This is a genomic window from Sphingobium yanoikuyae, assembly GCF_013001025.1.
In the GTDB taxonomy this organism is placed as follows: Bacteria; Pseudomonadota; Alphaproteobacteria; order Sphingomonadales; family Sphingomonadaceae; genus Sphingobium; species Sphingobium yanoikuyae_A.
Genome location: NZ_CP053021.1, coordinates 1,306,715 through 1,324,684 on the forward strand (window position 1 = coordinate 1,306,715; position 17,970 = coordinate 1,324,684).

Below are 17,970 nucleotides of genomic sequence, written 5' to 3' on the forward strand. Positions count from 1 at the left end.
GCGCTCAGGTGCGGATCCACACGCCCTTGGTCTGGAGATAGGCGTCGATATGCTCGGCGCCGCCCTCCCGCCCATAGCCGCTCATCTTGTAGCCGCCGAACGGGACCGACGGGTCCATGGCGAAATAATGGTTCACCCAGATGGAGCCGGCGCGGATGCGCTTGACCGCGGTCATGGCCTTGCCGATGTCGCGGGTCCATACCCCGCCGGCGAGGCCGAAGCGGGTGGCGTTGGCGCGGCCGATCACCTCGTCCAGGCTGTCGAAGGGCAGGATGCAGGAGACGGGCCCGAAAATTTCCTCGCGGGCGATCCGCATTTCGTCGGTCACATCGGCGAAGATGGTCGGGGCGACCCAATGGCCCTTGTCGAGCGCGCCGCCGGTGACGCGATGGCCGCCGGTGACGAGCCGGGCGCCCTCCTGCGGGCCGATGTCGAGATAGGAGGAGACGCGGGCGAACTGCTTGGCCGATACCAGCGGGCCGATCACGGTTTCGGGATCGAGGCTGGGGCCGATCTTGAGATTGGCGGCGAAGGCGGCGATGCGCTGCACCATTTCCTCATAGACCGGCCGTTCGACGAACAGGCGGGTGCCGGCGGCGCAGACCTGACCCGAATTGTTGAACACGCCCATCGCGGCGGCCGGGGTGGCGGCGTCGAGATCGGCATCGGCGCAGATGATGTTGGGCGACTTGCCGCCCAGTTCCATCGTCACCTTCTTCACCGATCCGGCCGAGGCGGCGATGATCCGCTGGCCGGTCTCGCACGAGCCGGTGAAGGCGATCTTGTCGACGTCGGGATGGGCGGAAAGGGCCGCGCCGGTCTCGCCCGCGCCGGTGACGACATTGACGACGCCGGGCGGCACGCCCGCCTCCAGGCAGAGTTCGGCAAAGCGCAGCGGGCTGAGCGAGGCATCCTCGGCCGGCTTCAGGACGATGGTGCAGCCGGTGGCCAGTACCGGGCCGATCTTCCAGGCGGCGCTGAACAGCGGCCCGTTCCAGGGGATGATCGCGCCGACGACGCCGACCGGCTCCTTGAGCGTGTAGGACAGGAGATCGACCGGAAAGCTGTTGGACAAAGTCTCGCCATGGATGGCGGTGGCGGCGCCGGCGAAATGGCGCAGCGATCGCTGCAACATGCCGCGCAGCCCCATGGCGGCGGTGATCGGCCGGCCCATCTCGATCACGTCGAGCAGGGCGAGATCCTGGAACTCGGCATCGACCAGGTCGGCGAGGCGCAGCAGCACCGCCTGGCGCTCGGCCGGCTTGAACCGGCTCCATGGCCCTTCGAAGGCGGCGCGCGCGGCGCGCACGGCGCGGTCGACATCCTCGGCGCCGGCCAGCGCCAGTTCGGCGACCAGTTCGCCGGTGGACGCGCTGAAGCTCTGGAAGCGCTTGCCCGACAGGGCGTCGACATGCTGGCCGTCGATCAGCAACTGCTTGGGCTTGCCGTCGATGAAAGCGGGGCGGCGGGTTTCGATCATCTTTATGTCCTTTCGGGAACAGCCGGTCAGACCGGCTCGCCTTCATGGGCGCGGCGCATCGAGGCGCGGCCGAGGGCGAAGAGAAGGGCGGCGGGCAGCAGCACGCAGAAGACGCTGGTAATGAGCGAGAGGCCCACCTTCATCTCGTCGCTCCACAGCTTGTCGGTGACGAGGCCGATGAAGGCCGGGCCGCCGGCCATGGCGATGAGGCCCGATGCCAGCACATAGAGGGCCGAGACGCGGCCGCGCAGATAGGCCGGAGTGACGACCTGGACGGTGGCCGGCCCCATGCTGGCGGTCGAGAGGATCAGCGCCATGAAGCACCAGTAGCAGGCGACCGTGGCCCAGGGGCTGGCGACCAGGAAGGCGGCGATGCCGAAGGGGGCGGCGGCCAGCACGGTCATCAGGCACCAGAAGAGATGCGCGTCCTTGCGCCCCCGGCGATAGAGGCGATCGACGGTCCAGCCATGGAGCGGGATCAGCGCCGCGGCAGCGATTTGGGCGATGCCGATCACCGGGCCGATCTGTGCCGGCTGCCAGCCATGGACGCGAGCGAGATAGACTGGCGTCCAGAGCTGGAAGCCGATGGTGGCGGCATAGGCGAAGCCGAAGCCGACAAAGGCGGCGGTGTAGAGCGGCTTGTGCCGGCGGATATAGGCCCATGCCTCGCCATAGCCCGCGCCCGCGCTCACGGCCTTGCGCCGGGGCGGCTCGCGGAACAGGAAGACGAGGAAGGCGAGCAGGATGCCGGGCGCGCCGGTCATGATGAACACCTGCTGCCAGGGTTGGAGCGTGCCGAAGAGCGGCCAGGTGGCAGGGCCGGCCTTCATCGCCGCGCCGACGATCGGGCCGCCCAGCAGGAAGACGATGCCCGCGCCCATGACGCCGCCCATGATGAAGACCGACATGGCGAGCGAGACGCGGTGCGGGGGGAAGCTGTCGCCGACGACCGAATAGCTGCCGGTGCCAAAGCCCGACTCGCCCGCGCCCACCCCGGCCCGCGCCATGGCAAGGCCGATGAAGCTGCCGGCAAGGCCGCAGGAGGCGGCGGCGATGCTCCAGACCGTGACCGATAGATAGAGGACGATGCGGCGGCTGAACCGGTCGAGCGCCATGCCGAGCGGGATGGCGCACAGGCAAAAGAGGACGGCGAAGGCCGGCCCCTGAAGCAGGCTGATCTGGAGGTCGGAGAGACCCAGATCCTGTTTGATCGGGCCGACCATCAGCGCCATGATGTTCCGGTCGGTCAGCGACAGGATATAGAGCAGGAACAGGATCGCGACCGTCAGCCAGCCCATGAAGGGGCTGGGATATTCGGCGGTGGCCGGGGCAGGGGGCGGCGGCGCGGGGCTGTCGATCGGCGCTGAGGATGACGGCGAAGCTGACAGGGACAAGGCAGGTTCGCTCATCGGTGGAACGCCCTGATTATTACCGATTCTCTGTTGTGCAGGCTCGACACCGACCTTCTCCATCCTGATCGCCGTGCCTGGTCCGCGGAGCGGCACGATCTGTTGCCGGCATAACGCACATTTTTGCACCGTAGGTCAATATATGATGCGCCGCTTTTCGCGGCTTTATCCCCTGTCCCTAATAAGAAGGCCGGATTTCCGTTGCGGCAAGGGGGCAAATTCTTTTCGATCAAACATTTACCACTGGTGCAAAATTAGTTGACATCCACCGCTGGAGCGATAGAAATAAAAATGCACACCGGGATAATAATGACAGGTGTGGGCCAACGAGCCGACACATTGCGTCCAGGGAGAGGAAAGACCAATGTCCAAGCACAAGATTTTTGCGTCGTCGCTGGCGATCGGCGCCAGCATCGTCGCGATGACGGGCAGCGCCTTGGCGCAGGATGCGGCGCCGCCCGCACCGGCACCGGAGCAGGCCGCCGAGCAGGGTAGTACCGCGCCGGTCAGCACATCCGACATCGTCGTTACCGGGTCGCGCATTGTGCGCGACGGCTATACCGCGCCGACGCCGGTGACGGTGGCGACGACAGAGGAACTGTCGCGCACGACGCCGTCGAGCATTCCCGACGCGCTCAACAAGCTGCCGCAATTCTCCAATTCGCTCAGCCCCTCCAAGTCGGCGTCGAATTTCTCGAACGCGCCGATCCACGGCAATGTGCTCAACCTGCGCGGTCTGGGCACGCCCAGCGCCAATCCCAAGGGGCCGCTGCGCACGCTGATCCTGTTCGACGGCATGCGTGTGTCGCCGACCGAATATATCGGCACGATCGACACCAATGTGCTGCCGCAGCTGCTGATGCAGCGGGTCGACGTGGTGACCGGCGGCGCCTCGGCCCAATGGGGGTCTGACGCGGTCGCGGGTGTCGTCAACTTCGTGCTCGACAAGAAATTCACCGGCATCAAGGGCGTCGCCCAGGCGGGTATTTCGGATGAGGGCGACAATGCCAACCAGCGCCTCGGCCTGGCGGTCGGCCAGGATTTTGCCGGCGGACGCGGCCATATCCTGCTGAGCGGCGAATATTCCAATAATGAAGGCATGCTGCGCAGCGATCGCGACTATGCGACCAAGGGCTATAGCTATGTCGGCAGCGTCGTGGGTTGCACCAAGCTGGCGAGCGAGCCGGCGTCGGTCTGCGCGCCTGGCGGTGCGCGCAATCCCTATACGATCGGGTCGAACATCCTGATTTCGGCGCTGGCGCCCAATGGCCGCATCACCGCCTCCAGCGTGGCCGGCAATCCCTATGTCGGGCAGGTCATCAACAATGACGGCACGACGCGGCCGTTCAACACCGGCACGGCGGTCGGCACGACCGGTTTCCAGTCGGGCGGCGACGGCTATCAGATCCCGGATACTGGCGCGGCGGTCATCCCGCTGACCACCTATCAGGCCTTCGGACGGCTGAGCTATGACGTGACCGACGACATCAACGCCTTCGTCCAGGGCAGCTGGTCGCGCTCGGACCTGGAATATTCGACCCAGGTGAATGCGCTCGTCCCGGCGTCGCAGGGTGTCACCATCTACAAGGGCAATCCCTATCTGTCCTCCGCGCTGAATTCGGCGCTGACGTCCGCGACGGACAGCTACACGGTCGGCCAATATGATGCCGGCCAGCCGACCGCCATCGCCAAGGAACGGACCGACTACTGGATGGTCAATGCCGGCTTCACCGGCAAGCTGGGCGGGCTCGACTGGAGCGCCACCTACTCGCATGGCGACTCCAAGCACATCCTAGCCAATTCCGGCCTTTATGACAGCAAGAAGCTCTATGCGGCGGCCGACGCCGTGGTCGATCCGAGCACTGGCCAGATCACCTGCCGCGTGCTGCTCGATCCGACCTATGCCAGCCAATATGCGGGCTGCAAGCCGATCGACGTGCTGCATGGCGATCCGTCCAAGTCGACGCCCGAAGGCTATGCCTATGCGACCGGCACGTCGCGTTACCGCGCGAGCATCCGTCAGGACAGCTTTGCGGTGAACCTGAGTGGCAGCCTGTTCGACTTGCCGGCAGGGCCGGTCGACTTCGCGGTCGGCGCGGAATATCGCAAGCAGACGCTGAACCTCACCAGCAATGCCGATCCCTCGCTGCTCGACACGGCGGCCGAGCGCAGCGCCTATTTCGCCGGACTGCGCGGGGTGCCGGCCACCACCAACTTCTACTGGCTGACCAATGTCGGCACGGCCCATGGCAGCCTGAACGTCAAGGAAGCCTATGCCGAACTGGCGGTGCCGATCCTGAAGGACAAGCCCTTCTTCCGGGAACTGAGCATCAACGGCGCGGGCCGCATCACCGACTATTCGACGTCGGGTACGGTCGAGACCTGGAAGGTTGGCGCAACCTGGAAGCCGGTCGATGACCTGCTGCTGCGTGCCACCCTGTCGCGCGACATCCGTGCGCCCAACCTGTTCGAACTCTATTCGGGCGCGCAGAGCGGCATCGGCATCGTCAACGATCTGCAGACGGCCGACGGCAGCTATGGCAGCGGCCTCAACCAGAATGTGAACACGGTCACCAGCGGCAACGCCAATCTGAAGCCGGAAAAGGCCAAGACGCTGACGATCGGGGGCGTGCTGACGCCGTCCTTCTTCCCCGGCTTCTCGCTGTCGGTCGACTATTACAAGATCAAGGTCACTGGCCTGATCGATACGCTCTCGTCACAGCAGATCATCACCAACTGCTATAATGCGGGCGGATCGGGCGTGGCCGAATGCGGCCTGATCGATCGGGCGACGCCGACCAGCCTGCCCTCGCTGGTGCATATCGTGCCGGCCAACATCGCCTTCCTGAAGACCGCCGGCATCGATTTCGACGCCAGCTATCGCACCGCGCTGGGCGACGGGGCGCTCAGCCTGCGGCTCTACATGAACTATCTCGACAAGTTCGATGCCCAGCAATATGCGGGCGCGCCGATCGCCCATTATGCGGGCGTCAGCGTGGTCGGTAGCAACCCGGCCGGCTTCCCGCGCTGGCGCGGCAATTTCTCGATCGACTACAGCAACGGGCCGTTCGGCATCACCCTGTCCGAACAATATATTCACAAGATGCGGCTGGATATTCCCGGTGGGCCGGTGCCGATCGAGTTCGTCGACGATAAGGTGAAGGCGGTCTGGTATACCGACCTGGCCATGCGCTTCACCGTGCCCCAGGGGAATGGCAATTTCGAGCTGTTCGCCAACGTCAACAATCTGTTCGACAAGCAGCCGCCGATCATTCCGGGCACCGTGCCGGGGGTGAACCTGCCGACCAATATCGCGGTCTACGACTTTATCGGCCGTGCCTTCACGGCGGGCGTCCGCTTCAAATTCTGATAAAGGCCGAAGAGCCATTCGGGGCAAGCCGCTGGAGGCCGGATCATCCGGTTTTCAGCGGCTTTTTTCGTGTCGGGGCGGTGTAGCGCGCCGACCTAGAGGGACTGGCGCTAACAGCCGCTAAAAACGCCCGATGTGGGATCTGCGGTTGGCTATCGCCTCTGGTGATGGGAAGGGGTGGTGGACGCACTTGGGCTCGAACCAAGGACCCGCTGATTAAGAGTCAGCTGCTCTACCAACTGAGCTATGCGTCCACACTGGCCTATAAGCGATCCGCTGGGGGATCGAACCTGCATCAGGCCGATGCAGGATTTGGTGGACGCACTTGGGCTCGAACCAAGGACCCGCTGATTAAGAGTCAGCTGCTCTACCAACTGAGCTATGCGTCCATCCCGTTGCCGGTCAGTCTTGGTGGCTGATCGCTTCGGTGTGGGCGGGCTGTTAGCAGGCACATTTGATTCTGCAAACAGTAAATTGCGTTATCGCACAATTTTTTCGCGAGAGGCCCGCTCAGGCCCAGTTGCCGATGCGCGTGGTGCGCTTGGTCGAGCGGTCGATCGACATGATGATGCCCACGCACAGCATGACCGTCAGCATCGACGAACCGCCATAGGACATGAAGGGCAGGGGGATGCCGACCACAGGGGCAAGGCCCATGACCATCATCAGGTTGATCGCCATGTAGAAGAAGATGGTGGTGGTGAGGCCCGCCGCGACCAGGCGCGCGAACTTGTCGGGCGTGCGCAGCGACACGCGGATGCCCCAGCGGAACAGCAGCATGAAGGCGCCGATCAGGAACACGCCGCCGGCCATGCCCCATTCTTCCGCCATGGTGGCGAAGACGAAGTCGGTATGGCCTTCGGGCAGATATTGGAGATGGCTCTGCGTGCCCTGGAGGAAGCCCTTGCCCCAGATGCCGCCGGAGCCGATCGCGATCTTCGACTGGCTGATATGATAGCCTGCGCCCAGCGGATCGCTTTCCGGGTCCATGAAGATCAGGACGCGCTTCTTCTGATAGTCGTGCAGGAAGCTGAAGGCGATCGGGATGATCGCGGCGACGGTGAGGCCGGAACCGATGAACAGGCGCAGCGGCAGGCCGGCCAGGAACATGACGGTGATGCCGCCCGCCAGGATCATCGTGGCAGTGCCCAGATCCGGCTGTACCAGCACCAGCGCCCAGGGAACGCCGATTAGCACCAGCGCGGGCCAGATGGCGTTCCAGCGGCGGATTTCCCCCACTGGCAGCATCGCATAGAAGCGGGCGACCGCCAGCACGATGATCGGCTTCATGAATTCCGACGGCTGCAACTGCATGAAGCCCAGGTTGATCCAGCGCTGGCTGCCGCCGGCGACGCCGCCGATCAGTTCCACCAGCACCAGCGACACCAGCACCGCGCCATAGGCGGGGAAGGCAAAGCGGGCGAACAGCTCCAGCGGTATGCGGCTCAGCACCAGCGCCATGACGGCGAAGATGACGAAGCGCACCCCCTGGTTGATTGCCCAGGGGGTGATGCTGCCGCCTGCGGCGCTGTAGAGCACCAGCGTGCCGAACAGGGCGATGGCGGCAAGCAGGCCCAGCACGCGCCAGGGAAATTCGGTGACGGACTGGGGTATGATGCTCATTACGGGTTTCCAGGGCCGGGGGGCGCGGGCAGGTCGTCGCCATCATCGGGCTCAGCCGATGACGGGGCCGGTGGTGGCGGGCTGGCGGCGGGCGTGCTGGCGGTTGGCGCGGTCGCATTGGCGGCCTCGCTGCCATTGGCGGCGGCGGCCGGCGGCGGCGCCTGTCCCTTCTCGATCGCCTTGGCCAGGCGGAACGCGGCCATCTGCCGGGCCTGGCGTTCGGCCGGGGTGCCGCCCCAGCCCTTTTCCAGCGTGACCAGCTTCTCCATCGCCTTTTGCGGATCGAACAGATAGGACATGGTGTCGCTGGCGATCATCGGCGCATCCTCGTTGCGGATGGTGTGGCCGCCATGTTCGATGATGCAGGCGATGGCATAGCGAGGATTGTCGAACGGCGCGAAGCCCTGGAACAGGGCATGGTCGCGCAGCTTGAAAGGCAGGCCGGCATTGCCGCGCACCCCGCCAGCGCGCTCCGCCATGGTGATGCGACGCACCTGCGCGGTGCCGGTCTTGCCGGCGATCAGCACATTAGGGATGCTCATGCGCGCCGCGCCGCCGGTGCCGCCGCCATTGACCACCGCGCTCATCGCGTCGCGGATCGTCACCAGATGCTCCTCGGGCACGCCGACCAGTGCCGGCTCGGGTCGGGCCGCGCCATGCAGGAAATTGGGCATCAACTGCCGTCCGGTCGCCAGCCGCGCTGCCATCACCGCCATCTGTAGCGGATTGATCAGCATATAGCCCTGGCCGATGGTCGCGTTGACGGTGTCGTACACCTGCCATTTCTGGTTATATTTCTTGAGCTTCCACGCCGGGTCTGGGACCGTGCCATAGCTCTGGCTGGGGAAGGGCAGGTCGAAACGCTGGCCCATGCCGACGCGCCGGGCCATGCTGGCGATGCGGTCCATGCCGATCCGCTGGGCCATCTGGTAGAAATAGATGTCGCAGCTCTGGGCGATCGCGCCGCGCATGTTGAGCGGGCCATGGCCGCGCTTCTTGTGGCAGTGGAACAATGTGTTGCCGACGCGGATTGCGCCGCCGCAACTGACCGTTTCGGCTGGCGACACGCCCGCCTCCAGCAGCGCCAGCGCCACCATCGGCTTGACCGTCGATCCGGGCGGATAGAGGCCCTGTAGCACCTTGTTGCGCAGCGGGACATGGTCGTCCTTCGACAGCATTTCCCATTCCAGATGGCTGATGCCGTCGGAAAAGCTGTTGGGGTCGAAGCTGGGCATAGATGCGCAGGCCAGCACATCGCCATTATGGCAGTCGATCACCACAACCGCGCCGCTCTGGGTGGCGAGGCGCCGGCCGGCATATTCCTGCAGGCCCGCGTCGATCGTCAGCTTGATCGGGTTGCCCGGCGTATCGGGGCGGGTGGTCAGTTCGCGCACGATCTTGCCACGCGCAGTGACTTCCACCCGCTTGGCGCCGGGCTTGCCGGTCAGATGCTCGTCATAGGCGCGCTCCAGCCCGTCCTTGCCGACCTTGAAGCCCGGCGTGATGAGCAGTGGATCCTTGCGCTTCTTATAGTCTTCCGCGGTCGCCGCGCCGACATAGCCGAGCAGATGGCCGACCGTGGCACCGGCCGGATAATGGCGCGAAAAGCCCTGGCTCGGCGCGACGCCGGGCAGGTCGGTCAGGCGGACGGAAACGGCGGCGAACTGGTCATAGGTCAGCTTGTCGGCGACCTGGACCGGGCGGAAGCCGGCCGACTTGTCCAGTTCCTCCTTGATCCGCTCGACATCGTCGGGCTGGAGCGAGAGGAGTTGCGCCAGATGGCCCACCGTCGCCTCGGCATCGACGATCCGCTGCGGGATCAGGTCGACGCGGAAATCGGTGCGGTTATTGGCCAGCGGACGGCCGTTGCGATCAACGATCCAGCCGCGCCGGGGCGGGATCAGCGTCAGGTTGACGCGATTGCTTTCCGACAGGAGCTGATATTTCTCGTTCTCGGCAATGCTGATCCAGCCCATGCGGCCGACCAGCAATGCGCCGATTGCGCCCTGCAGCCCGCCGACCACCATGGCCCGGCGGCTGAAGGTGAAACTCTGGGTGGCTTCGGTGACGATCTTGCGCTTGGGCGTCGGGAATTTCATGCCATCACGCGCCAGCGGTCGATCCGGGCGCATTGCCGGACGACGAAGGGAAAGAGCAATATCGTCCAGAGCATTTGGGGCGCGACCAGCAACAGTTTCACAGGACCTCCGCCGGTAATCCGCGCGAAGAAGACGCCGCCGGCCAGGCAGAAGATAATCGCCATGGTCGCGATTAACCAGTCCTGACGATAGCTGCGCCAGACGAGCCGATGCTCGATCGCGTCGATGCCGATCAGCATCACGGTCCACAGGAACATCGCCGAGCCGATCGGCTGGCCGCTCATCATGTCGTCGAACAGGCCGAGCGGCAGGCCGACCCAGGCGCGCCACAATTCCGGGCGCAGCAGTCGCCAGGCCAGCAGGATCAGCAGGCCGAAGGGCGGCATCGCCGGCGACTGGGCGATGACGGGCAGGATCGTCATCATCGACCCCAGCATCACGGTCACCACCGGCGTTCCCGCCAGGCGCCAGCGCGACGGATGGCGGCCCAGGCGGGGAACCGGCGGCAGATTGCGATCGATCATGGCGTCGCGGCGTTCCCGGCGGCCAGGCCATTGGGGTCGCTGGTCGCGGCCACGCCCGGATCGGGGCGGGTCACGATCTGCTCGAAGGCGCGCTCGACCACCACGGCATCGACCTTGGTCGGGTTGGCGAGCGGCACGCCATAGGCGATCTCGCCCTGGACGCGGACGACCACCGCGACCGGGATATTGGGCTGGAAGATGCCGCCAATGCCCGACGTCACCAGCAGATCGCCCGGCTTGAACGGATTGCGACCGGCCGCCAGTGCGCGGATCTCCAGCGATCCGTCGCCGCCGCCGGTGGAAATGGCCGGGACATTGTCGTTGGCGCGGCGCACCGGCACGATATTGCTCGTGTCGGTCAGCAGCAGCACTTCGGCGGTGTTGGGCGTGGTGGTATGGACGCGGCCGATCAGCCCCTCGGCTGCGCGGACCGGCATGCCCGGACGCACGCCCTGCCAGCTGCCGGCGTTGAGCCGGGCGAAGCGACGCGCGCTGCTGGCGGACGAACTGATGAGGCGCGCCGACAGCAGCGCGCTGCTGTCGACATCGACCAGCTTCAACAGCTTCTTGAGCCGCGCATTTTCCTGCGCGATGCCCTTTGCCTCGATGATCCGGTTGCGATCGGCCTCGACCTGACGGCGCAGGCCGACATTCTGGGAACCGGCGCGCCAATAGGCGGCCAGAACCTCGTCGATCGAGCTGACGCCGCTCACCGTCCGCTTCATGCCGGTGGACAGGGGGCGGGTGATTTCCGCCGTCCCTGTCCGGATCGCGGCAAAGCCGGTCGGATCGAAGATGGCGACAACGATCAGCAGCAGCGCGATCGCTGCCCCGGCCATTGCCACCACATAGCTGGCGAAGAGGCTATATTGCGCCTTCCGGTTATGACCGGGGCGTCGGCTGGGTGGCCGCGCCATCGTCTATGTCCCCCGGATCAGGCAGTCTGCAACACGCCCCGGAAGATCGGATCCTCCATCGCGCGGCCGGTGCCGATCGCGACGCAGGTCAGCGGATCTTCCGCGATGGTGACCGGCAGGCCGGTCTCGTCGCGCAGTTCATCGTCCAAGCCGTTGAGCAGCGCGCCGCCACCGGTCAGGACGATGCCCTGATCGACAATGTCGGCCGCCAGTTCGGGCGCGGTGTTTTCCAGGGCGATGCGGACGCCTTCGACGATCGTGCTGATCGGCTCGGCCAGTGCGTCGGCGATCTGGCCCTGGTTGATGCTGATTTCCTTGGGCACGCCGTTGACGAGGTCGCGACCCTTGATGTGGATCGTCTCGCCGACGCCGTCTTCGGGCGGCTGGGCGACGCCGAACTGCTTCTTGATGCGTTCTGCGGTGGCTTCGCCGATCAGCAGATTATGGTGGCGACGCACGAAGCTGACGATCGCCTCGTCCATCTTGTCGCCGCCGACGCGGACCGAGGTGGTGTAGGCGAGGCCGCGCAGCGACAGCACGGCGACTTCGGTGGTGCCGCCGCCGATATCGACAACCATCGAGCCGATCGGTTCGGTCACCGGCATGTCGGCGCCGATCGCGGCGGCCATCGGTTCCTCGATCAGGAACACCTGGCTGGCACCGGCATTGCTGGCGGCGTCGCGGATGGCGCGGCGCTCGACGCTGGTCGAACCCGATGGCACGCAGATCACGATCTCGGGTGCGCGCCAGGGGCTGTGCTTGCCGCCATGCACCTTGTTGATGAAATGCTTGATCATCTGCTCGGCCACGTCGATGTCGGCGATGACGCCGTCGCGCAGCGGGCGGATCGCCTCGATCGAATCCGGGGTCTTGCCCATCATCAGCTTGGCATCGTCGCCGACAGCCTTGACGCGCTTGACGCCGTTCAGCGTCTCGACCGCGACCACGGAAGGTTCATTGAGGACGATGCCGCGGCCACGGACATAGACCACGGTGTTGGCGGTGCCCAGGTCGATGGCCATGTCCTGGGAGGAAAATTTGAAGAGGCGCGAGAAGATCGACATGCTTCATCCTGTTTCGCCCGGTTGCGCCGGGACGGCAGTGTTCGTGTCCGCGCTCCGTCCCGCCCAAATCTATGCTGGAATATTTTTGGGGTCGCGGCTCGCGGAAAGCGCTCGCTTGGGCTAGTCACTAATCAATGTCAATACGCCGTCTGCCCGAACATCTGGTCAATCGCATTGCCGCAGGCGAAGTGGTCGAAAGACCCGCCAGCGCGCTCAAGGAAATCGTCGAAAACGCGCTGGATGCCGGCGCGACGCGCATCGCCGTGCGCCTGTCGAGCGGCGGGCTCGACCGGATCGAGGTCAGCGATGACGGCTGCGGCATGGATTCGCAGGACATGGCCCTGGCGCTGGAGCGCCATGCCACATCCAAGATGCCTGACGACGCGATCGAGAATGTCGCGACGCTGGGGTTCCGGGGCGAGGCGCTGCCCTCGATCGCGTCGGTCGCGCGCCTGTCGATCGACAGCCGGCCGCGCGGCGCCGATGGCTGGAACCGCACCGTCGACAATGGCGTGCTGGTGGCCGAAGGGCCGGCCGCGCTGCCGCCCGGCACCCGCGTCACCGTTGACCAGCTCTTCGCCAGGGTGCCCGCGCGGCGCAAATTCCTGCGCTCGGCCAAGTCGGAATATGCCGCCTGCCTCGACGTCATGCGTCGCCTGGCCATGGCCCATCCGTCGGTCGCCTTCTCGGTCGAGCATGATGGTCGCCGCGTGCTGGGCGTGCAGGCGGGCGAGGCGCGGGAGGAGCGGGTCGCCGCGCTCACCGACCGGCAACTGGCCGACAATCATGTGATCGTCAGCCTGGAGCGGGACGGGGTGCAACTCTCCGGCGTTGCCTCGCTGCCGACCTACAATCGCGGCGTGGGCGATCATCAATATCTGTTCGTCAACGGCCGCCCGGTCCGCGACCGGCTGCTGATCGGCGCGCTGCGCGGCGCCTATGCCGACATGCTGGCGCGCGATCGCCATCCGGTGGTCGCCCTGTTCCTCGACGTCCCGCCGCTGGAGGTGGACGTCAATGTCCACCCCGCCAAGACCGAGGTGCGTTTCCGCGACCCGGCGCTGATTCGCGGCATGATCGTCTCGGGCCTGCGCCGCGCCCTTGACGCAGAGGGCTTTCGCGCGGTCCAGCATGCCGATCCCGCCGCGCTCAACGCCTGGAGGCCCGAGCCGCTGTCGCCCACGCCGATCGGCGCCATGCCGATCTTTGAGGCAGCGGCCACGCCCTATGCGCCGCCGAGCTACAGCCAGTTCGCGCCATCCTCGCCCGCCGGCTATCAGGGGGTAGGGGATCGGCGGCCGAATTTCCTAACCCCGCCGCCCCAGGCGCGCGCGGAACCCGCCGCCGCGCCCGCACCCGAAGGGCACAGCTTCCCGCTGGGCGTCGCGCGCGGTCAGGTCACCCGCACCTATATCGTCGCCGAGGCCGAGGATGGTCTGGTCATCGTCGACCAGCATGCCGCGCACGAGCGGCTGACCCTGGAACGGATGCGCCGCGCGATGGAGGGGCAAGGCGTCGCGTCCCAGGCACTGCTGCTGCCCGAGGTGGTGGAACTGGACGAGCCAGCCTGCGACCGACTGGAGGCGCGGGTCGCCGAACTCAAGGAATTCGGCCTGGAACTGGAGCGCTTCGGTCCCTCGGCCATGCTGGTGCGGGCAACCCCGGCGATGCTGGGGCAGGGCGATGTGCAGGGGCTGGTCTCCGACCTTGCCGATGATCTTGCCGCCTATGACAGCGCGCTCTCACTCAAGGAGCGGCTCGATCTGGTCGCCGCGACCATGGCCTGCCACGGCTCGGTCCGTGCTGGCCGTATCCTGAGCGTCGCGGAAATGAACGCCCTGCTGCGCGAAATGGAAGTGACCCCGCGATCGGGCCAATGCAACCATGGCCGGCCCACCTGGGTGAAGCTCGACCTAAGTGCGGTGGCCAAGCTGTTTGGCCGCCACTAAAGGGCGACCATATGCAGAAGGCTATTATCTACATTCGATTCTCGACGCTCGAACAGCGCGAAGGTGTCTCGCTTGACCGTCAGAAAGAACGCTGCCTGGAAATGTGCGAGGCGAACGGTTGGGATGTCGAGACCATCCTGGTTGATGAAGGCAAGAGTGCATTTGCGGGAAAGCATCGGGATGCCGGGGCGGCTTTCGGTGATTTTGAGGTGGCCGCTAGGCATGGTCTTCACGCAGGCGCCATTTTGGTAATTGAAAGGCTCAGCCGCCTGTCGCGGCTCGACTATAACGAGACATATGATCTCATGCGCGCCCTGACAAAAAACGGGGTGACGGTCGCGTGTTGGGATGGCGGCCGTATATATAAGGCCAATGAGTCGATTGAATTCGTCTCGGTGATCGAACTTCTCGTCAAAGCCAAAACGGCGAACGAGGAAAGTCAGACCAAATCAGATTTCGGCAAGGATAAGTGGGCTAGGCGGCGCGCAGATGCAGCGTCCGGGAAGGTTGCCACGTCGAATGGACCTGCCTGGCTTCAGTTGGATGCGAACCGGAAATGGGTCGTGATTGAGGATCGCGCACAGGTGGTCCGGCAGATTTTCGAATGGGCTGACCAGGGCGACGGATCACTCCGGATTTCTCGGCGCTTGAACGAGGCCAAGGTGCAGCCGTGGGCGCGTTACGCCAACCGAACGCCGCGATGTTGGGAGCGGAAGCAGGTGTCTCGTATCATGGCGAACCTGGCAGTCATCGGCGACTATCAGATGATGATGGAGGACAGCGACGGAAAGCCCGTGCCCGCTGGTGAACCGATCCGGGGATACTTCCCGCGCATCATCGCGCCGGATGTCTTCGAGCGGGTCAATCTCAGCGCCGACGATCGCAAAATCATGAAGGGTGGTGGGCGGTCAGTGGCGGTCGCCAACTTGGCATCCGCGTTGACGCGATGCGGCGTGTGTGGCGGTGCGATGGAGTATGTGCGGAGCCGCTTGAAGGGCGCGACGGTAATTCGCGACGGCAAGGAGACTGCGCCGCTCAAGCAGGATCAGGGATATCTATATTGCCGTGTCGCCAATCGGCGCGGCGACTGCGCCAACAGAACGTCGATCGCCTATGTGGGCTTCGAAAGGGCGTTGCTCGATAGCGCGCTGCATCTCGCCCTGGACGATGCTTCGTTCTCCAGGGTGGACGAGGTCGGGCGCCTGACCGTCCTTATTGCAGACAAACGCCGGGATCATGCTGCTGCGGTTTCCCGCGCTGAAACGCTGTTCAATGCTTTCGCGGAGAATGCGAGCGAGATGGGTATGAAGATGGCGCTCGAAGCGGAGAAAAACGCAAAATCGGTCCAGGCGGAAATCGACGAGCTTCAGGTTCAGAAGGATCGGGCTTCGGGGCAGGCGTCGGCGGCTGAACATCTCTCGCGGCTGAATGAAATCCGCGAACAGCTTTATGATGACGATCTCGATGTGCGCCGGGTGGCACGGTTGAAGGTCGCAGCCGGGTTGAATTCCGTGATTGAGAAGATCGAATGCCAGGAAGATAGGCGCGTATTCGTCCGATATAAGCGCGGTGCCCGCGTGTCGATCATCTATCCGGGCCGTGGGCGGCGGCCTGCCTACAGCTTTGATGTCAACCTTGCGAAGCCTGGTGACGATCATTCTGATGATCCGAAGGTGCAGGCGCTGATTGGCCGCATGAAGCTCGAAGCGGAGTAACGATAAAGCCCCACGATCATGCGCAGATCGTGGGGCTTTATCGATCATGCGGTTTCTTCCGGCGACCACAACAGGTCTGCGCAATCGTCGGTCAGCCCGATCCAGGTCATATCGTCGGCCAAAAGGTAGTCGCGACCGTGCGCAAAGCGGTCGTCACCCAGCAACCAATTTACCGCGCTGCTAACGGCCTCTCCACGGAAGACATGATGGAAATTCGGCGCCGGGACATGACGGGACGTAATGGTAGTTGGCCGCAGTGCCAGGAAGCCGGTAGGGAAGGGAATTGCGGCCTCCCATTCGTCCGGGACCAGGTGGTCGGGGCGCACTTCGTCCGGGAGCAACATCGTCCAGGCGGCGAGAGCCATCATGTCGCCAGAAATCGACAGGCCGTCGTCTTCTCGGTGCGCGCTGATGATGAAACAGCGATGATGGATCAGCGTATATTCGGTCGTCGCGATGACCCTCGCGCCATTGATGACGCTGTCGGTGACCAAGGCCTTCAACTGGCCCAGGTGGACGGTGATATCGAGAACGTCGTTATAGGTCACGAGATCGGTATGCATCAGATATAGTTCCCCCGCTGGCCGGAACGCCCCGCGCGCCCCGGCATGTGGATTTCGACGATGTTGTGATGATTGTGGGTGCGACCCCAAGGCGGCCTTTATGTTCGGTTATTCTGCGTCGGCGATCGCCGCGCGATTTGCTTCAAGAACTTCAAACGCCCAAACGGTATCGACAAGCCCTTCATGGTCCAAGATAGCCATAGCAGCGTCAAAATCCTCGTCGTCGTAAATTCTGCCGACGCGAAGATTGGGGCGCCCGACCAGCCATTTGTTATACGCAGCTTCGTCGCCTGACACGCACTCGCGAGCCATGTCCCCCTCGAACTTGTCGCTGCCGTGCGGAAGCGAAACAGAAGCTGCAAAATCTTCCGTGACGATCCAGACGTGACTGCAATAGATGTCGTCCATCGCGACAATTTTGTCGAAGTCGCAAAAGCCCTGAGCCTCTGTAGCACCATCGTCGTATGGAAGGTTGATGTCGTCCAAGATGTCGCGCCAAAGCGTGCCGTTGTTCATTGGTCGTCTTCCTCGGCTTCGACGCCGCATTCGAGCAGCCATTTCTGCGCCGCTTCGCAGTCGCCGTCATACTCGATGTTCACCGGGCCGCCGATGAAATGCGCGTTGTGATGCTCGCGCTCGCGACAAGGCCTCTCCATACCTTCGTCGGTGAACACCTTGACCTTGAAGTCGGGGCCGGTGGCGGTGCTGATACGGAGATAGTCAACCCTGAACCATTCGGCGGGGTCTTCATCGTCGGTGAAATCATCCGGGTCGAGAGTGTTGGTGGCGGTCTGATCCCATTCGATCTTTACGCCATTCAGGGTGAAGGTGCCGGAGCCGCTTTCATTCCAGGGCCATTCGGCGGGTGAAACAAGATCGAGGATGGCGGCGCTACGATCGGAAACATTAAAAGTCATGATGGTCCTTCAAATTTGTCGGGCAAAGTTCGCCCGTGGCCTGGCGCGCAGGCATTTTTTAAAGATGGTAGGGGCTGGGCGGTTGGCTAGCCGGAAGGTCTGCTGATCATCGGGGGCGCTTTCTCAAATCTGGAAGCGCACAATCGCGCTGTCGAAACCGCATCTAGCTGTTCCGAATCGGTCGCGCAACAAAAATAAGAAGTAGACGCAAGTTTGCTATCTTCGATGTGTGTATACCTCTTTCAATTCCAGCGTCAACACATAAAATCGAAAGAGGTATACGAGGGAAGAAAATCGCATTTTATCAATGCGTTGGACGTGTCGATTTTTTTTCTCGGTG

General features: G+C 64.2%; 13 protein-coding genes and 2 tRNA genes. 3 read left to right on the forward strand and 12 right to left on the reverse strand.

Annotated elements, in window-relative coordinates; all coding sequences use genetic code 11:
• Positions 1-4: 4 nt before the first annotated feature.
• Positions 5-1,480 (reverse strand): aldehyde dehydrogenase family protein, encoded by a 1,476-nt coding sequence (locus tag HH800_RS06795; RefSeq protein WP_169860597.1) that lies wholly within the window; start codon positions 1,478-1,480, stop codon positions 5-7.
• A gap of 26 nt (positions 1,481-1,506) precedes the next feature.
• Positions 1,507-2,889 (reverse strand): MFS transporter, encoded by a 1,383-nt coding sequence (locus HH800_RS06800; RefSeq protein WP_235682038.1) that lies wholly within the window; start codon positions 2,887-2,889, stop codon positions 1,507-1,509.
• Between the two features lie 364 nt (positions 2,890-3,253).
• On the opposite strand from HH800_RS06800, the gene HH800_RS06805 reads away from it, so the two are divergent.
• Positions 3,254-6,259 (forward strand): TonB-dependent receptor domain-containing protein, encoded by a 3,006-nt coding sequence (locus HH800_RS06805; RefSeq protein ID WP_169860598.1) that lies wholly within the window; start codon positions 3,254-3,256, stop codon positions 6,257-6,259.
• Between the two features lie 178 nt (positions 6,260-6,437).
• On the opposite strand, the gene HH800_RS06810 is transcribed toward HH800_RS06805, so the two are convergent.
• The 7 genes from HH800_RS06810 to HH800_RS06840 all read right to left on the reverse strand — a co-directional run bounded on the left by HH800_RS06810 (position 6,438) and on the right by HH800_RS06840 (position 12,486).
• Positions 6,438-6,513 (reverse strand) — tRNA-Lys (locus HH800_RS06810).
• Positions 6,514-6,572: 59 nt separating this feature from the next.
• Positions 6,573-6,648, reverse strand: a tRNA-Lys gene (locus HH800_RS06815).
• A gap of 121 nt (positions 6,649-6,769) precedes the next feature.
• Positions 6,770-7,882 (reverse strand): rod shape-determining protein RodA, encoded by a 1,113-nt coding sequence (rodA, locus tag HH800_RS06820; protein ID WP_017499258.1) that lies wholly within the window; start codon positions 7,880-7,882, stop codon positions 6,770-6,772.
• Complete coding sequence (mrdA, locus tag HH800_RS06825) at positions 7,882-9,981, reverse strand: penicillin-binding protein 2 (protein WP_169860599.1); 2,100 nt, start codon at positions 9,979-9,981, stop codon at positions 7,882-7,884. The genes rodA and mrdA overlap by 1 nt, the downstream gene beginning before the upstream one ends.
• A complete protein-coding gene (gene mreD, locus HH800_RS06830; protein ID WP_169860600.1) occupies positions 9,978-10,505 on the reverse strand; it encodes a rod shape-determining protein MreD in 528 nt (175 codons plus the stop codon). The genes mrdA and mreD overlap by 4 nt, the downstream gene beginning before the upstream one ends.
• Entirely contained in the window at positions 10,502-11,422 is a 921-nt protein-coding gene (mreC, locus tag HH800_RS06835; protein ID WP_004212358.1) for a rod shape-determining protein MreC, read from the reverse strand. The genes mreD and mreC overlap by 4 nt, the downstream gene beginning before the upstream one ends.
• A 17-nt stretch (positions 11,423-11,439) precedes the next feature.
• Positions 11,440-12,486 carry a rod shape-determining protein gene (locus HH800_RS06840; RefSeq protein WP_169860601.1) on the reverse strand — a complete coding sequence of 349 codons (1,047 nt, stop codon included), beginning with the start codon at positions 12,484-12,486 and terminating at the stop codon, positions 11,440-11,442.
• A gap of 134 nt (positions 12,487-12,620) precedes the next feature.
• Here HH800_RS06840 and mutL point away from each other — a divergent pair, with 134 nt between their 5' ends.
• Together mutL and HH800_RS06850 are read left to right on the forward strand one after the other, a co-directional pair.
• Positions 12,621-14,435, forward strand: coding sequence for a DNA mismatch repair endonuclease MutL (mutL, locus tag HH800_RS06845; protein ID WP_169860602.1), 1,815 nt, complete (start codon positions 12,621-12,623; stop codon positions 14,433-14,435).
• Positions 14,436-14,446: 11 nt separating this feature from the next.
• Positions 14,447-16,150 carry a recombinase family protein gene (locus HH800_RS06850; protein ID WP_169860603.1) on the forward strand — a complete coding sequence of 568 codons (1,704 nt, stop codon included), beginning with the start codon at positions 14,447-14,449 and terminating at the stop codon, positions 16,148-16,150.
• A 44-nt stretch (positions 16,151-16,194) separates the two neighbouring features.
• Here the strand turns inward: HH800_RS06850 and HH800_RS06855 are convergent, their stop codons facing one another.
• The 3 genes from HH800_RS06855 to HH800_RS06865 all read right to left on the reverse strand — a co-directional run bounded on the left by HH800_RS06855 (position 16,195) and on the right by HH800_RS06865 (position 17,630).
• Entirely contained in the window at positions 16,195-16,713 is a 519-nt protein-coding gene (locus HH800_RS06855) for a hypothetical protein (RefSeq protein ID WP_169860604.1), read from the reverse strand.
• A 108-nt stretch (positions 16,714-16,821) separates the two neighbouring features.
• Positions 16,822-17,229, reverse strand: coding sequence for a hypothetical protein (locus tag HH800_RS06860; protein WP_169860605.1), 408 nt, complete (start codon positions 17,227-17,229; stop codon positions 16,822-16,824).
• A complete protein-coding gene (locus HH800_RS06865) occupies positions 17,226-17,630 on the reverse strand; it encodes a hypothetical protein (RefSeq protein WP_169860606.1) in 405 nt (134 codons plus the stop codon). Before HH800_RS06865 ends, HH800_RS06860 begins: the two co-directional genes overlap by 4 nt.
• Between the last annotated feature and the right edge of the window lie 340 nt (positions 17,631-17,970).

Coding starts and splice junctions, on each gene's coding strand:
- HH800_RS06795 (WP_169860597.1), bottom strand. CDS start 1,480: ATGATCGAAACCCGCCGCCCCGCTTTCATCGACGGCAAGCCCAAGCAG.
- HH800_RS06800 (WP_235682038.1), bottom strand. CDS start 2,889: ATGAGCGAACCTGCCTTGTCCCTGTCAGCTTCGCCGTCATCCTCAGCG.
- HH800_RS06805 (WP_169860598.1), top strand. CDS start 3,254: ATGTCCAAGCACAAGATTTTTGCGTCGTCGCTGGCGATCGGCGCCAGC.
- rodA (WP_017499258.1), bottom strand. CDS start 7,882: ATGAGCATCATACCCCAGTCCGTCACCGAATTTCCCTGGCGCGTGCTG.
- mrdA (WP_169860599.1), bottom strand. CDS start 9,981: ATGAAATTCCCGACGCCCAAGCGCAAGATCGTCACCGAAGCCACCCAG.
- mreD (WP_169860600.1), bottom strand. CDS start 10,505: ATGATCGATCGCAATCTGCCGCCGGTTCCCCGCCTGGGCCGCCATCCG.
- mreC (WP_004212358.1), bottom strand. CDS start 11,422: ATGGCGCGGCCACCCAGCCGACGCCCCGGTCATAACCGGAAGGCGCAA.
- HH800_RS06840 (WP_169860601.1), bottom strand. CDS start 12,486: ATGTCGATCTTCTCGCGCCTCTTCAAATTTTCCTCCCAGGACATGGCC.
- mutL (WP_169860602.1), top strand. CDS start 12,621: ATGTCAATACGCCGTCTGCCCGAACATCTGGTCAATCGCATTGCCGCA.
- HH800_RS06850 (WP_169860603.1), top strand. CDS start 14,447: ATGCAGAAGGCTATTATCTACATTCGATTCTCGACGCTCGAACAGCGC.
- HH800_RS06855 (WP_169860604.1), bottom strand. CDS start 16,713: ATGCATACCGATCTCGTGACCTATAACGACGTTCTCGATATCACCGTC.
- HH800_RS06860 (WP_169860605.1), bottom strand. CDS start 17,229: ATGAACAACGGCACGCTTTGGCGCGACATCTTGGACGACATCAACCTT.
- HH800_RS06865 (WP_169860606.1), bottom strand. CDS start 17,630: ATGACTTTTAATGTTTCCGATCGTAGCGCCGCCATCCTCGATCTTGTT.